This is a genomic window from Enterococcus sp. E4-223 (assembly GCF_035727065.1).
Lineage (GTDB): Bacteria > Bacillota > Bacilli > Lactobacillales > Enterococcaceae > Enterococcus_B > Enterococcus_B faecium.
Map to the genome: position 1 here is coordinate 142,103 of NZ_JAPMLH010000002.1, position 15,470 is coordinate 157,572.

13 protein-coding genes are annotated in these 15,470 nt (G+C 39.0%); 10 read left to right on the top strand and 3 right to left on the bottom strand.

The window, feature by feature from the left end:
• Positions 1-52: 52 nt before the first annotated feature.
• From hprK to OS139_RS03480, 6 genes are all read left to right on the top strand, one after another.
• Positions 53-991 carry an HPr(Ser) kinase/phosphatase gene (hprK, locus tag OS139_RS03455; protein ID WP_002289568.1) on the top strand — a complete coding sequence of 313 codons (939 nt, stop codon included), beginning with the start codon at positions 53-55 and terminating at the stop codon, positions 989-991.
• A 14-nt stretch (positions 992-1,005) separates the two neighbouring features.
• Entirely contained in the window at positions 1,006-1,836 is an 831-nt protein-coding gene (gene lgt / locus OS139_RS03460; RefSeq protein ID WP_002331558.1) for a prolipoprotein diacylglyceryl transferase, read from the top strand.
• A 43-nt stretch (positions 1,837-1,879) separates the two neighbouring features.
• A complete protein-coding gene (locus OS139_RS03465; protein WP_002294970.1) occupies positions 1,880-2,905 on the top strand; it encodes an NAD(P)H-dependent glycerol-3-phosphate dehydrogenase in 1,026 nt (341 codons plus the stop codon).
• A 14-nt stretch (positions 2,906-2,919) separates the two neighbouring features.
• Positions 2,920-3,858: a UTP--glucose-1-phosphate uridylyltransferase GalU gene (gene galU / locus OS139_RS03470; RefSeq protein ID WP_002289574.1), complete on the top strand. Its 939-nt coding sequence runs from the start codon at positions 2,920-2,922 to the stop codon at positions 3,856-3,858.
• A gap of 124 nt (positions 3,859-3,982) precedes the next feature.
• Positions 3,983-4,423, top strand: a complete 441-nt coding sequence (locus OS139_RS03475) for a DUF948 domain-containing protein (RefSeq protein ID WP_002306214.1) — start codon at positions 3,983-3,985, stop codon at positions 4,421-4,423.
• 2 nt (positions 4,424-4,425) lie between these two features.
• A complete protein-coding gene (locus tag OS139_RS03480) occupies positions 4,426-5,028 on the top strand; it encodes a YtxH domain-containing protein (RefSeq protein ID WP_002294968.1) in 603 nt (200 codons plus the stop codon).
• 58 nt (positions 5,029-5,086) lie between these two features.
• Here OS139_RS03480 and OS139_RS03485 read toward each other — a convergent pair whose 3' ends face one another.
• On the bottom strand, positions 5,087-6,193 hold the full coding sequence (locus tag OS139_RS03485; protein WP_002296134.1) for an aminopeptidase P family protein: 1,107 nt from the start codon (positions 6,191-6,193) through the stop codon (positions 5,087-5,089).
• A gap of 209 nt (positions 6,194-6,402) precedes the next feature.
• On the opposite strand from OS139_RS03485, the gene ccpA reads away from it, so the two are divergent.
• A complete protein-coding gene (gene ccpA / locus OS139_RS03490) occupies positions 6,403-7,404 on the top strand; it encodes a catabolite control protein A (RefSeq protein ID WP_002291653.1) in 1,002 nt (333 codons plus the stop codon).
• 336 nt (positions 7,405-7,740) lie between these two features.
• On the opposite strand, the gene OS139_RS03495 is transcribed toward ccpA, so the two are convergent.
• Positions 7,741-10,086 (bottom strand): transglycosylase domain-containing protein, encoded by a 2,346-nt coding sequence (locus tag OS139_RS03495; protein ID WP_002331557.1) that lies wholly within the window; start codon positions 10,084-10,086, stop codon positions 7,741-7,743.
• Positions 10,087-10,364: 278 nt separating this feature from the next.
• On the opposite strand from OS139_RS03495, the gene OS139_RS03500 reads away from it, so the two are divergent.
• Both OS139_RS03500 and OS139_RS03505 read left to right on the top strand, forming a co-directional pair.
• Positions 10,365-11,267: a deoxyribonuclease IV gene (locus OS139_RS03500; protein WP_002331556.1), complete on the top strand. Its 903-nt coding sequence runs from the start codon at positions 10,365-10,367 to the stop codon at positions 11,265-11,267.
• Positions 11,268-11,479: 212 nt separating this feature from the next.
• Positions 11,480-13,255, top strand: a complete 1,776-nt coding sequence (locus OS139_RS03505; protein ID WP_325066800.1) for a glucosyltransferase — start codon at positions 11,480-11,482, stop codon at positions 13,253-13,255.
• 65 nt (positions 13,256-13,320) lie between these two features.
• Here OS139_RS03505 and OS139_RS03510 read toward each other — a convergent pair whose 3' ends face one another.
• Positions 13,321-14,907, bottom strand: a complete 1,587-nt coding sequence (locus OS139_RS03510) for an Nramp family divalent metal transporter (RefSeq protein ID WP_002323831.1) — start codon at positions 14,905-14,907, stop codon at positions 13,321-13,323.
• A 250-nt stretch (positions 14,908-15,157) separates the two neighbouring features.
• Here OS139_RS03510 and OS139_RS03515 point away from each other — a divergent pair, with 250 nt between their 5' ends.
• A complete protein-coding gene (locus tag OS139_RS03515) occupies positions 15,158-15,382 on the top strand; it encodes a YneF family protein (RefSeq protein ID WP_002294955.1) in 225 nt (74 codons plus the stop codon).
• Positions 15,383-15,470: the final 88 nt, after the last annotated feature.

The window sequence follows — 15,470 nt, forward strand, 5'->3', positions numbered from 1 at the left end:
TAGACAATGATAAAATGATAGAGAACACTCTAATAGAAATGAGGTAGCATGAATGTCAGAAGTTGTAAAAGTTAGCCAATTAGTGAAAAAATTATCTTTGGAAATCGTGACAGGCGACGAGAAAAGCTTAGACCGTGTCATCGTAACTGGGGACATCTCACGCCCAGGACTAGAGTTGACTGGTTATTTTAATTATTATTCCCATAATCGTTTACAGCTATTTGGCAGTAAAGAAATCAGTTTTGCGGAACGGATGATCCCAGAAGAGCGTTTGATCATCATGAGAAGATTATGTAGTGAAGATATGCCCGCATTTATTATTTCAAGAGGATTACCAGCTCCAGAAGAAATGATCCAGGCAGCAAATGAAAATGGGATAGCTGTACTGCGTTCTCCCATCTCAACTTCTCGTTTATTAGGAGAATTATCCAGTTATTTAGATGGTCGCCTTGCCCCTCGAACAAGTGTCCACGGTGTTTTAGTGGATGTTTACGGATTAGGTGTACTGATTCAAGGTGACAGTGGGATAGGAAAAAGTGAAACAGCGTTGGAGTTGATCAAACGCGGTCATCGATTGATCGCAGACGATCGAGTAGATGTCTATCAGCAAGATGAATTAACGGTGATCGGAGAACCGCCTAAAATCCTGGAACATCTGATTGAAATCCGAGGAATCGGGATCATTGATGTAATGAATCTTTTTGGTGCGAGTGCGGTACGTGGCTCTATGCAAGTCCAGTTGGCTGTTTATCTGGAAGCATGGGCAAAAGATAAGAAATACGACCGTCTGGGCTCTGAAGACACGACCGTTGAAATCGCGGAAGTGGGCATTCCACAAATAAAAATCCCTGTCAAAACAGGACGAAACGTTGCAATCATCATTGAAGTAGCCGCGATGAATTTCCGCGCACGTACAATGGGCTTTGACGCAACGAAAACATTTGAAGAAAGATTAAGTCGCTTGATTGAAGAAAACTCAGGCAACGACTAGCAAGGAGTGACAATATGTTAGCACAAATCAATCGAGTTGCTTTTGAGCTTGTAGGGATTCCTATCTACTGGTATGCATTGATTATCGTATCAGGTATCATTATCGCCATGTGGCTTAGCAGCAGAGAGGCTGTTCGGGTAGGATTAAAAGCAGATGATGTGACAGATTTTATGTTGTGGGGATTGCCTATCTCCATTATTGGCGCTCGCTTATATTATGTTTTATTTGATCTTCCCCAGTATATAGCTGATCCAATCCAAATATTCAATATCCGTTCAGGAGGCTTAGCTATTTATGGCGGACTGATTGCAGGCGCGATCACGCTGTATTTTTTTACTAAATATCATTTTATTTCTTTGTGGACTTTTTTAGATATCGCTGCACCAAGTGTATTATTAGCACAGACAATCGGTCGTTGGGGAAATTTCATGAACCACGAAGCATATGGACCAGACACGACGCGAAGCTTCTTAGAAAGTCTGCATTTACCGCAATTCATCATTGATAATATGTATATCGAAGGGATCTATCGTCAACCAACATTTCTTTATGAATCACTTTGGAGTTTGATTGGATTTATTTTGCTTTTGTTTTTACGAAAGAAACCACACCTTTTGAAAAAAGGCGAAGTCCTTTTATGTTATCTAATGTGGTATAGTTTCGGGCGTTTCTTTATTGAAGGATTACGTACAGACAGTCTTTACTTTTTAGGTGTGATCCGTATTTCTCAATTATTATCTGCTGTGTTATTTGTCGGTACATTGATTCTATTTATTTGGCGCAGAAAAAAAGGAAATTTACCGGATTATGACCGCTCATTAGGAAAAAATCAACAAATTATCTGATTTTTAGAGCGTTAAAAATGAAAAAAATTTCAGGAGTGGTAAAATGAATTATAGAGTAGCGGTTTTAGGACCAGGCTCTTGGGGTACTGCTTTGGCACAAGTCCTCGCCGAAAACGGACATGACGTTCGGATTTGGGGACATCGTGCTTCACAAGTAGAAGAAATCAACACCCAACACACGAATCAACGCTATTTACCAGATCATTATCTACCCGATTCCATCCAAGCATTCACCAATATGGAAGATGCAGTAAAAGACGCAGATGCGGTGCTATTCGTCATTCCAACGAAAGCAATACGTTCTGTTGCAAAAGAACTAGTGCCTAAATTGAATACAAAGCCAGTGATCATCCATGCAAGTAAAGGATTAGAACAGGGAACACATAAAAGGATCTCTGACATCTTGTTAGAGGAAATCCCAGCAGAAAAAAGAAAAGCTGTTGTTGTTCTTTCTGGACCAAGCCATGCAGAAGAAGTAGCGAAACATGACATCACTACGATCACAGCTGCAAGTACAGATGCAAAAGCAGCAAAATATGTACAAGAGCTGTTCATGAATAATTATTTTCGGATCTATACCAATCCTGATGTGATCGGTGTAGAGATGGGGGCAGCTTTGAAAAATATTATTGCTATTGGTGCTGGCGCTATTCACGGCTTAGGGTTTGGCGATAATGCAAAGGCAGCAATCATGACGCGCGGATTAGCTGAGATCAGCCGTTTAGGTGTAGCAATGGGTGCCAACCCGCTGACCTTTATCGGATTAAGCGGAGTAGGCGATCTAGTCGTTACTTGCACAAGTGTTCATTCTAGGAACTGGCGCGCAGGCAACTTGTTAGGACAAGGGCAGCCCCTAGAAGAGGTGCTAGCTAATATGGGAATGGTCGTTGAAGGTGTGAATACTACCCAAGCAGCGATGGAACTAGCCCAAATAATGGAAATCGAAATGCCCATCACTCAAACAATCTATGAAGTGCTGTATGAACAAAAAGAAATCAAAACAGCCGCAAAAGAAATCATGTTACGTGATGGGAAAAAAGAAAATGAATTCTCATTAACAATTTTTTGAAGGAGCGAATGTATATGAAAGTCAAAAAAGCAGTTATTCCAGCAGCAGGATTAGGAACAAGATTTTTACCAGCAACAAAAGCTATGGCAAAGGAAATGTTGCCAATTGTTGATAAACCAACAATCCAGTTCATCGTTGAAGAAGCGTTGAAATCAGGAATCGAAGACATCTTGATCGTTACAGGAAAAGCTAAACGACCAATCGAAGATCACTTTGATTCAAATATTGAATTAGAAACAAACCTAAGTGAAAAAGGAAAGACCGAATTATTGAAATTAGTAGAAGAAACGACAGATGTCAACTTGCATTTCATCCGTCAATCTCATCCAAAGGGTTTAGGACATGCCGTTCTTCAAGCAAGAGCCTTTATTGGAAATGAACCATTTGTCGTTATGCTAGGCGATGATATCATGGAAGACGAAGTACCATTGACACAGCAATTAATCGATGATTACGAACGTACTCATGCTTCTACGATCGCCGTTATGCAAGTTCCTCATGATGAAACTTCAAAATACGGAATTATCAATCCAGGAGAAGTATTGGAAGATGGGTTATACAATGTCAAAAACTTTGTTGAAAAACCAGATCCAAGCAAAGCACCAAGTGATTTAGCTATTATTGGACGTTACTTATTGACTCCAGAAATTTTTGATGTATTGTCCGAGCAACAACCAGGAGCCGGAAATGAAATCCAACTAACTGACGCAATCGATACATTGAATAAAACACAACGCGTATTTGCCCGTAAATTCACAGGTAAACGTTACGATGTCGGTGACAAATTTGGTTTTATGAAAACAAGTATTGAATATGGTCTAACACATCCAGAAGTAGGTGCACCTTTACGTGAGTACATCCTGTCTTTAGGTAAAACATTAGAAGCAGAAGGAAGCAAGATCGATCATAATCCAAAAGGAATAACAGAAATCAAAGAAGAAAAGAAAAAATAACCCTTTTTTCTAACGAGCTTCAGCTGCTAATTGAATAAAAAGTAGTTGAAGCTCGTTTTTATTTGTTTAAAAAACACGAAAATGCTATCCTTATAGAAAAGAGAGACAAGAAGGGAGTTTGATCATGTCAGGAGGAGAAATTGCAGGATTGATCGCAGCAATCGCCTTTGCGATACTTGTCGTTTTTATCGTTCGTGTGTTGTTGCAAGTTTCTAAAACTTTAGAAAAAGTAGATCAGACTGTAGCAGAAGCAAATACGACGATCGAAATCGTCACAAAAGACGTAGATCTTTTGTCTAGACAAGTAGAAGGTTTGCTGGTCAAAAGTAATGAACTGCTCTTGGATATCAATGGAAAAGTCGCAACGATCGATCCATTGTTCACAGCAGTTGCTGATTTAAGTGAAAGTGTATCAGAACTTAATCATTCTAGTAAAAACATCGCGACGAAAGTCGGCGGAATCGGTAAAACGACAGCTAAAGCGACGGTTGCCGGAAAAGTCGGTGGGACAGCGATGAAATTTTTTAAAAACAAAAAACATACTGAAATGACAGGAGGAAAATAAAAATGGCTAAAAAAGGTGGATTTTTATTAGGTGCAGTAGTCGGAGGCACAGCCGCAGCAATCGCCGCGTTATTGTTAGCACCAAAATCTGGTAAAGAACTTCGGGATGAATTAGCTGCCCAAGCGGATGATTTGATGGATATGGCTTCAGATTACACAGATATGGCGAAAGAAAAATCGACTGAGTTAACAGGTATTGCAAAAGAAAAAGCGCAAGATCTTTCTCAACAAGCAGGTGATCTAGCAGGTAGTGTCAAACAAAAAGTAAGTGAATCAGCAGATGAAGCAGGAAGTGAATCTGACGATATCTTGTTAAATCTTAAAGAACAATCAGCTGACTTATCTAATCGTTTCAAAAAAACGGCAGAAGATATGAAAAAACCTGCAGATGAATTAGGAAGTATTGCTAAAGATACTTCAGAAGATATCATGATTGATGTAAAAGACGCTGCTGGTAAAGCAGGAGATACTGTCAATGAAGGAATGTCAGAAGCAAAACCAGTTGCAGATGACACAAAAGAAATGATGAAAATGGCAAAAGAAGATGCGAAAGAAGCTAAAAAAGAAATAAAAGATACAATGACAGATTCATCTACAAATCACTAAAATCACAAATTTATAGAATAAAAAGGTGGGAGCGGACTAGCTCTCACCTTTTTTACTCTTATTTTTCTAAAACAAGTAATTCTTTTGGTGTAGTCGTGAATGGCACACAGCCATCGCTTGTCACATATACACAGTCTTCGATACGTACCCCTACTTTTTCAGGAATATAGATTCCTGGTTCAAGAGAGAAGCACATCCCTTCTTCGATTACTAAGTCATTTCCTTCTACAAGGGAAGGGAATTCGTGGACGGTTGTTCCGATCCCGTGACCTAAACGGTGATTGAAATATTCGCCGTAGCCATAGCTGTTGATCACGTTTCGTGCGATTTGATCAAGTTCACCTGCTGTCACACCTGGACGGACGGCTTCTTGTGCGGCAAGCTGTGCTTCAAGAGTGATGTTGTATATTTTTTCTTGGAAGTCGGTTGGTTTTTGATAAGCAATTGTACGAGTAGCATCACTGCAATAGCCATTCCAAACAACGCCAAGATCGAATAACACAAGTTCATTCGGTGAAATCTTCGTGTTTCCTGGTGTACCATGAGGGCTTGCAGCATTTGCTCCTGCAAGGACTAATGTGTCGAAAGACATTTGTGAAACACCTTGTTTTTTCAATTGGTATTCGATTTCTGCAATGATCGCTTGTTCAGTCACGCCTTCTTTCACTGCTTTAAAGCCAATCTCAAATGCAACATCGGCCCATTTACCAGCTTCGATCAGTTTGTCTTTTTCCTCTAGAGTTTTGATCAGTTGTAGACGTTGGATGATGGAAGTTAGATCAGTGTAAGAATCCGTTCCCGTCAAGATATCAGAGATAGCATCGAAGCGCTCGACAGTCAGAGCATTCTTTTCAATCCCTACATTGCCAGGCTGACCATAGCGAGCACGAAGTTCTTTTCCGATGATCTCCCAAGGGTTTTCGCTGTCTAAATAGCCACGGACATCATACGCCCAACTACTGTTTTGAGCATCTTCAACTTCCAAAGCAGGAGTGAAAAGGAAAGGATCTTGTTCAAGAGGGATAAAAAGAGCTAGTACACGCTCATGAGGATCACTTTCGTATCCGGAAAAGTAAGCGATGTGGCCAGGGTCGCTGATATAAGCCAATTCGACTTGGTGTTGTGCCATCCATTGACGTAGTTCATTGATTTTTACGTTATTCATTTGGCAACCTACTTTCTAAATTAATTTTGTATTCAATAATTGTACCACTGATTTATTAAAAGACCAACGTTCTAAAAACTGAAAAAAGTAAAAATTTTCATGAAAACAGAGATAAAACGGTTGCAATTCTTGAGATTATTTGATATTCTATTTTAGAAATGTAAGACGTATTTTCAGAAAACATATAAAATATGAATAGGAGAACACAAATGGAAAAGCAAACAATCACTATCTATGATGTAGCGAGAGAGGCAAATGTTTCGATGGCTACTGTTTCACGTGTCGTAAATGGCAATCCAAACGTCAAACCAGCAACAAGAAAAAAAGTCTTGGAAGTTATCGATCGCTTGGATTATCGTCCAAACGCAGTTGCGCGTGGCTTGGCAAGTAAGAAAACAACAACAGTTGGGGTAATCATCCCTGATGTCAGCAATATGTTCTTTGCTTCTTTAGCACGTGGTATCGATGATGTGGCAACAATGTACAAATACAATATTATCTTAGCAAATTCAGATGGCAACGACCAAAAAGAAGTCAATGTATTGAATAACTTACTGGCTAAGCAAGTGGACGGCGTGATCTTCATGGGTCACCATATCACAGACGAAATCCGTGGAGAATTTTCACGTTCAAAAACTCCTGTTGTATTAGCTGGCTCTATTGATCCAGATGAACAAGTAGGTAGCGTAAACATTGATTATGTATCCGCAACAAAAGATGCAGTAAACAAATTGGCAAAAAGCGGCAATAAAAAAATCGCTTTTGTCAGTGGTGCGTTGATCGATCCTATCAATGGACAAAATCGTCTGAAAGGCTATAAAGAAGCATTAAGCGAAAATAACCTACCATATAGCGAAGGATTGATCTTTGAAGCACAATACAACTTCAAAGATGGTCTATCTCTAGTCGATCGGATCCATAATAGCGGTGCAACAGCTGTCTATGTTTCAGATGATGAATTAGCCATCGGTATTTTGGATGGTTTATTAGACCGTGGCGTGAAAGTACCGGAAGAATTCGAAATCATCACAAGTAACAATTCACTACTGACAGAAGTAGCTCGTCCTCGTTTAACAAGTATCACACAACCATTATACGATTTAGGGGCGGTATCTATGCGCCTATTGACGAAAATGATGAATAAAGAAGAAGTCGAAGAAAAAACGATTATCTTGCCTTATGGAATCGAAGAAAAAGGATCTACAAAATAATAAAAGGACAACCATTCAGAGGTTGTGTGCCTGCCGTTTAACTCTGCGTTACAAGGAGCAATTTCAAAAAACAGCATCTCATGTTTGATGAATATTGTGACTCGTGATTCGGAGTTGGCAGGAGAACACCGTTTATTCGGGAAAAGGGGTTATGACAAAATTTTGTTATAATCCTTTTTTTGTGTCTTAAAAAAGAGAGAAAGTGGTTGAAATTACATTTATCGTATATAAAACAATCCGTGTATAGATGCTGCATTTTGTTCACCATCATCAAAAAAATAAGGGAATGTGACAATACTATTGTCACATTCCCTTATTACTGTGTATTCTATTAAATCAATCATCTTTCTCATCTGATTCTTTGGTTGCTTGATTCGCTCTTGCATAAGCTGAAGCGGTGTTCCAGTAATCTGTATAGTTTTCATCGGTACCGCCAACGCCAAACTTAAAGGCGCTTTTCTTCGGTCCATTTTTCGCCCATAGCGATTCAACTGTTTTTCCAGGTGTTTGAATGGATTTTTTATTGACAGTAACTTTTCCAGGTGTTTGACCAGTAAATCCAGATACTTTTTTCTTCATCACATCAGATGATAATTCGAATTTCTCATCAGTGCCAAAAATGTCAGGTTTTGCTTGGTAAGCTTGATTGATCAGATTGGCAAGATAATTAGCCGAACGTATCCTTGCTTTGCTGTCCATTCCAGTATTGTCATCGTGCCCTGCCCAGCTACTGATGGTAATAGACGGAGTAGAGACAATTAGCCATGAATCTCGGTATTCATTGGTAGAACCAGTTTTTCCGACCCAATCTGCTTTTCCTAGATTTCCGTTTAAGCTTGAGATAGCATCTTTGAATGGTGTAGTGATTTTTGCATTGATCACACTGCGCATCATGTCATTCATGATCGATGCCGTTGCTTCCGAATAGATCCGGACAGAGTTGCTTTCGTGTTTATAAATTACATTTCCTGCGTTATCTGTGATGGAATCGATGATATAGCCTTCTTCATAGACGCCGCCGTTTGCTAAAGCCTGAAATCCGTTGGTCTGTTGAAGCGTCGTGACATCTACTGTACCTAAAGGAGCAGATTCAACGCCCCAATTGTCATTTGCCGGGTAGTTCATCTTTGCCAAGTAGTGCTCGTAAGCATATTGTTTCGATCCACCGGAATTCAACACATCTTGATATAAGTGATAAGCCGGGATATTGTTGGACCATTCTAGTGACTCACGGACGGTTTGGAAGGTGTTCGATCCTTCGTTAGTAGCATTGACGATTTTCTCGCCAGCATTTTCTCCTTCTTGCCAAGTTGTTGCATAATCTGATACACGGGATTCTGATCCGATAAGCCCCATGTCGATTGCAGGTCCGTAAACAAGAACTGGTTTGATTGATGAGCCAGCTTGACGTTCTGTATCGAAGGCATGGTTATTTTGATTCTGACTGTAATTCCGTCCGCCAACGAATCCGTAGATGCGGCCAGTTCTGTTATCCATCAATACATTTCCGGTTTCTACTTGACTGCCAGCACCATCATCTAACATGTATCCATAATTTTCAACGCCATTTTGCAATGCAGCATAGACATCTTTATCGATTGTCGAATGGATTGTATATCCTTTATTTTGGATCGTTTGCTGTGCCTTTTGATAATAAGCGTCACTGATCGATGAATCAGACATATCAGCGTTGTCTTTTTCAGCCAATTGTTGTGCAATGATTCTTGTTGCTTCATTCATCACAGTATAATACAAGAATTCTCTGTCAGTCTGTTCTGCGATTTGTTGTGGTAGAAAGTCTTTTGTAAGGTCATAGGCTTTTGCTTCTTCGTATTGTTCTTTCGTAATTTGGCCTTCACGATACATACTGAATAAAACAAAATCTTTTCTGGCAAGGCCGGCAGAAAGATCTTCTTTTAGCGCGCCTGTGTTCGTGTATGGACTATACGTGATCGGGCTTTGGGGTAATCCAGCGATGTAAGCAGCTTGCGGCAGAGTAACATCTTTTGCATCTACACCAAAGATTCCTTTTGCAGCTTCCTGGACTCCAGCAATGTTTTGACCCTTATTATTACGACCAAATGGTGAGACATTCAAATACGTAGCAATGATCTCATCTTTTGAAAAGTATTTTTCTACTTGTGCAGAAAGAATGATCTCGTTTGCTTTACGTTTGAATGTTGTTTCATCTGTAAGGATCTGCTGTTTGACTAATTGCTGTGTCAAAGTTGATCCACCAGAAGAGCCAATACCAGTAGCTTCAGATACTAATGCTCGTAAAACAGCTTTAGGAACGTAACCTTGGTGTTTATCAAAGTATTCATCCTCTGTGCTGATAATTGCAGTTTTCAATAAAGGAGAAATCTTATCAGATGAAATAGTCGTGCGCATCAGATCTGTCTGGATTTTTGATATCTCTGTATTATCTGCATAAACAATCTTTGACGTTTCTGTAATGTTTCCTAGTTCTGTCTGCAGTGCTTTTTTAGTCGGCAATTGTGTGTCTTCGACGAGATAGGCAAAATAGCCAGCGCCTATTCCAATACCTAGAGCTGCGAACATCAAGAGAAGAACAGTAATAAAAACAGTCAATGATTGAAAAACTCTAAAAATAATCTTAGGAACAAACCATTTTTCTTTTTTTCTTCTATTCTGTTTTTTTCGAGTATTTTTGCGTGGCAAAAGGGTCACCTCAACTAATGGTTTTATTTCGCTAATTATAGCAAATAATAGAACAAAAAAACAGACAAGGCTGTTTTTGGCAGGAATTTCTTTTTTAAAGGAGTTAAAACGTGAGAAAATGATCTTTTTTATAAAAGAGTTCTTAAGCTTTTCTTTAGAGAAAATTTCAGTTACTATGGAGAACAGGGCAAAGAAAAATCAATCATTTTCTTTGTATATCATTTTACCAATATATAGGAATTGTTAGTAACAATTGCCTTTCAAGGAGGAATCCATCCATGTTATTAGGCTCACACGTCAGCATGAGCGGAAAGAAAATGCTGTTAGGAGCAGCAGAAGAAGCAGCCAGTTATGGATCTTCGACTTTTATGATCTATACAGGCGCCCCTCAAAACACTAGAAGAAAAGCCATCGAAGAGATGAATATTGATGCCGGAAAAGCGTACATGGCAGAAAACGGTCTAACAAATATCGTCGTTCATGCCCCTTATATCATTAATTTGGGGAATACGATCAAACCAGAAATGTTTCCTTTTGCCGTCCAATTTCTGAGAGAAGAGATTATTCGTGCGGAAGCTTTAGGCGCTACTCAAATTACACTTCACCCAGGTGCTCATGTAGGGGCAGGAACAGAAGCCGGAATTGCTAGAATTATTGAAGGCTTGAATGAAGTTTTGACAAAAGAACAGACGGCACAAATCGCTTTGGAGACAATGGCAGGTAAAGGTACGGAAATCGGTCGAACATTTGAGGAATTAGCGCAAATCATCGATGGAGTAAAATTGAATGAAAAATTATCCGTTACTTTTGACACCTGTCATACGAATGATGCCGGTTATAATATTAAAGAAGACTTTTCAGGTGTAATGGAAGAGTTTGATAAGATCATCGGGTTAGATCGGCTTAAAGTACTCCATATCAATGATTCTAAAAATCCGCAAGGTTCGCATAAAGACCGGCACGCCAATATTGGTTTTGGAACAATCGGATTCGACACGCTGAATAAGATCGTCCATGATCCAATGTTTGACAATATTTCGAAAATCTTGGAAACTCCCTATGTCGGCAAAGATAAAAAGAAAGCTTACGCACCATATGGAAAAGAAATCGCCATGTTCAAAGCGCAAACATTCGATCCAGAAGTGTTTCCTGAGTTATTAGCAGAAGAAGTGATACTCTAAGATTTTCTATCTGACAGCAGCAAAAAAGGACCAGGCACATTGCCTTGTCCTTTTTTGTTTAAGAAACAAAGGAGTACTTTTTGCAGTCTTTTTCATCATGCATCTTCTCCCCCCTCTTTTTAAATTTAGACAAACAAGGTATACTGGTAGAAAAGTAAAAAAACGAAAAGTTTCACAAGCAAGTGGCAAAACGTGATTGGAAGGACGAAAAGATGCTGAACACTTTAAAACCCTTGATCAACCAACTAAAAAAGAAACATAGATACTTTATTCTTGGCATAGCCCTATTATTTACAATTATTCGTTTGTATTTATATAGTAAAGCAATCTATGGAACAGACATGTCGGCAACCTATGATGACCAGCTGCTGATTCGCTATGCTCAAAATATTTTGGACGGTAAATGGCTAGGGGAGTATACGACTACAACACTTTCCAAAGGAATCTCCTACAGCTTATTTTTAGTACTTGCACATAAACTGCATCTTTCTTATGCAGTTTTGTTCGGCATATTCAGTATTTTTGCCAGTATATTGGTTGCACTCGCGTTTAAACCGATTGTGAAGAACAAGTATCTTCTTTTAAGTATCTATTTTTATTTTTTGTTTTCTCCGATTAGTTTTACACATGAATATTCCACTCGAACATATCGTAATGCCCTCGTGATTCCGGCTGTTGAGATCATTATCGCTTGTTTATTAGCTATTTATTACCGCAAATACGGTTCTAGCAGAAAATTGCTGCCATGGTTTTTAGGGCTTTCTGTCGCTTTTCCTTTCTTTTGGTTCATTCGCGAAGATTCTATCTGGCTTCTTCCTTTTACTGTAGTAGCTTTGGGTATCAGTTTCGTCCAGATCTTGCTAGGGCAAGACTTTTCTTTCAAAGAAGTAAAGAAGTTAAAAAAACGACTCTTTCTTCTCTCGAAACGGGAATGGCTGAAACTTTCATTGTTTTTACTTCCTATAGTTGGCTTTTCCATCGTCTATCAGTGGATCGAATATAAAAATGAGACAACATACGGTATTGCAACCATCAATGACCGTTCCAGTGGAGAATTTGGACGTTTGATGAAACAACTGATCCGAATAGATGATGAAACGAACTTGAATAAAGAAAACAGTGAGATATGGGTCTCACATGCTGCACTAAATAAAGCATTAGCCGCATCTCCTACATTCCATACTGTTTCTACCCGTATTGACGAATTATATACGACTCACGCGTGGACTCAAGGTGGAAAAGTAAAAGAATTACCCGGAGATATCATCTTTTGGGCATTGCGAGACGTGGTAAGCGAATCTGGTTATTACCAAAACAATGCAAAAGAAACCAATGATTTTTGGAAAAAAGTCAACCAAGAATTAGAAGAAGCCTATCACAAGGGAACCATCAAAAAGAAAAAAGAGTTCTATCTGATGGGATCAGGAGATGGAAAGACGATGAGTGATCTGCCAATCGTATTCGATTTCCTTCAATCAGGATACGCTTATGCATGGCGATATAAAGATTTCCATCAAGGAGGAAATTATAGTTTCGGAACGCAAGAACAAGTCAAACAGGCTCAAGAATTATTAAACCTTCCGCTAATGGAGAATTGGATCGATAGTAATGAACCGAGAACACCTAATTTCCAATTAACAAAATCAGCAAAAGTCGCGAATGTCATCATAAAAATTTACCAAGTTCTGGCTATTCCCGTGCTGATTGCTTCAATAGCAGGGATATTACTTATGATACTAGGAACCGTATTTGCAAAAGCTGATCGTGCCTATTATAGTTCCTCTTTGATTGTGGTCACCGGATTAATACTGACACAATTGGTTTTTCTTTTCGGTGTCTCGTGGTTTTGTTCTTATGCGCCAGAAAAAAAGGATTATTTTTTAAGTGTCTACACTGGCGCAGGCGTGCCGTTAACGCAATTCATCGTAGTAACAAGCATGCTAGTTTTCAGTAAATTAAATCTGAAAAAAGCTTTATCTTCTAAATAAAAAGACCCTTGGTAGCTAGATTTTTAACCTAACTATCAAGGGTCTTTGTGTGGAAAAATCAGTTTCTATTCGATTTCTTCTACCGTTTCCTGCAAACGCTGTTCATATTTTTTGTTTCCTTTATATAAATCACCAATCGTCCATGCCAATAGGAGAAGGACAAGAACAATGATTACATAAGCGATTTGATCAGCCAATGCTAGTTGAGCTGAAGTGGCTTGCTCGCCGAAGAAACTTTCGATCTGTCCTGGTAATCCTCGTAAGTTCAAGTAAGTCAGACTAATCACAGAGAACCAGCCAAGAAGTTTTACAACAAATGAATTTTTAAATCGGCTACCCATCTCCGCTTGGCTGTTGGTCATCATCAGTAAAGGGATCATCGAAAACGGCAACGCAAAAGCCAAGAACACTTGGGATTCATTCATCAAGTTATTCAAAGCGGTATGTTCTTCGATCGTTCCTTTTGTACTTGTAAACAAAACACAAATCAATACAGGAATCACAGAAAGCAATCGTGTGACCAGTCTTCTTAGCCAAATCGGGATACGCATATGGATGAAGCCTTCCATGATGACTTGACCGGTCAACGTACCAGTAATAGTAGAGTTCTGGCCAGAAGCAAGAAGTGCTACAGCAAATAAAGTGGATAAGATACCAGATTTTGCTACAGCAATCAAGATACCATTGCTCATAGCTGATGGATCAGATAAGGCTTCATACAGACCAAAAAAGGAAGGATCTTGGACAGAACCGGTTTTGAAGACAGCGACACCCATGATCAATAGCAATGCATTGACTAGAAAAGCCATCGACAATTGGATATTAGAGTCCCAAGTAGAAAAACGTACAGCTTGTGCTACATCTTCTTCGTCTTGGTGATCAATCTTCCGAGTTTGTGAAACTGCTGAATGAAGATATAAGTTATGCGGCATGACTGTTGCACCAATAATCCCTAAAGCTCCAGTCAGCGGAGTTTCGCCGCCGATGACCGGTGAGTCGGAGAATGTATGGCTGTTAGGGATAAAGCCAGCAAATAAACTGTGCCAATCTGGGTTAGACAAGCCAACTTGATAGACAAAAACGAATAAAATGACGAAAATTAAGCAGACAACCAGTGCTTCGATCTTACGAAACCCGACTTTTGTCAGTAGTAAGAGAACGAAAACATCTAATACAGTAATAAAGACGGCAATCACCAATGGAATATCAAAAAGTAAGTAGAGGGCGATTGCTGCACCAATGACTTCTGCGATGTCTGTTGCCATAATGGCTAATTCAGTCAATATCCATAAAATGACACCTAATGTCTTACTTGTGCGTGCTCGGATTGCCTGTGCCAAATCCATTTGGCTCACGATTCCTAATTTTGCTGCCATATACTGTAAAAGCATAGCAATAAGACTAGACATCAAAATAACTGACATCAATAAATATTGGAAATTTTGTCCTCCGGTGATCGAAGTAGACCAGTTACCCGGGTCCATATACCCAACTGCTACTAATGCACCTGGTCCAGAGTAAGCAAGAAGTGTTTTAAAAAAACTTTTCCCCTTTGGTACATCAACTGTTCCATTTACTTCAGCTAAAGATAAACCATTTGTATGTTCAATAAGTCGATGCTTATGAAATTGTTTGTTGGATTGATTATTCAAGAAAAAACCACCTTTCCTATTTATCTACGATTACATTCTACACCTCAAAAAGAAAAAATTAAAGAAAAAGATTCGGTATGCCTAATTTATTTTCGTGGCGCGTCTTGCTAGATGACGAAAGAAATTTTGTTCTCCTCTAAAAAAACCACTATTTTTTGCATGAAACTAAAGAATACGCCTTTCTTTTTTCAATAAACTTTAGTAAAATAAGTCATTGAGAGCAATTCGGAAATAGAAAGGAGAGATTTATATGTTATCAACAGGTATTGTCGTACTTATTGCTATTATTGCTTTGCTAATCGGCGCAGTAGGTGGCTTTTTCCTAGCGCGTAAATATATGAAAGACTATTTAGAAAAAAATCCTCCCGTTAATGAGGACATGTTGCGATCAATGATGATGTCAATGGGGCAAAAACCATCTGAGAAGAAAATTCGCCAGATGATGCAGCAAATGAAGAACCAAGGGAAAAAATAGGTTCTGACCCAACGACTTTTTACGGGCTGATTTTTTCAGTCCGTTTTTTATTTCGTAATTTGTTAGACTATTCAGATTATTCAGCAAA

Bases quoted from the DNA above. Each gene is read 5' to 3' on its own strand.
- hprK (WP_002289568.1), top strand. From the start codon at position 53: ATGTCAGAAGTTGTAAAAGTTAGCCAATTAGTGAAAAAATTATCTTTG.
- lgt (WP_002331558.1), top strand. From the start codon at position 1,006: ATGTTAGCACAAATCAATCGAGTTGCTTTTGAGCTTGTAGGGATTCCT.
- OS139_RS03465 (WP_002294970.1), top strand. From the start codon at position 1,880: ATGAATTATAGAGTAGCGGTTTTAGGACCAGGCTCTTGGGGTACTGCT.
- galU (WP_002289574.1), top strand. From the start codon at position 2,920: ATGAAAGTCAAAAAAGCAGTTATTCCAGCAGCAGGATTAGGAACAAGA.
- OS139_RS03475 (WP_002306214.1), top strand. From the start codon at position 3,983: ATGTCAGGAGGAGAAATTGCAGGATTGATCGCAGCAATCGCCTTTGCG.
- OS139_RS03480 (WP_002294968.1), top strand. From the start codon at position 4,426: ATGGCTAAAAAAGGTGGATTTTTATTAGGTGCAGTAGTCGGAGGCACA.
- OS139_RS03485 (WP_002296134.1), bottom strand. From the start codon at position 6,193: ATGAATAACGTAAAAATCAATGAACTACGTCAATGGATGGCACAACAC.
- ccpA (WP_002291653.1), top strand. From the start codon at position 6,403: ATGGAAAAGCAAACAATCACTATCTATGATGTAGCGAGAGAGGCAAAT.
- OS139_RS03500 (WP_002331556.1), top strand. From the start codon at position 10,365: ATGTTATTAGGCTCACACGTCAGCATGAGCGGAAAGAAAATGCTGTTA.
- OS139_RS03505 (WP_325066800.1), top strand. From the start codon at position 11,480: ATGCTGAACACTTTAAAACCCTTGATCAACCAACTAAAAAAGAAACAT.
- OS139_RS03515 (WP_002294955.1), top strand. From the start codon at position 15,158: ATGTTATCAACAGGTATTGTCGTACTTATTGCTATTATTGCTTTGCTA.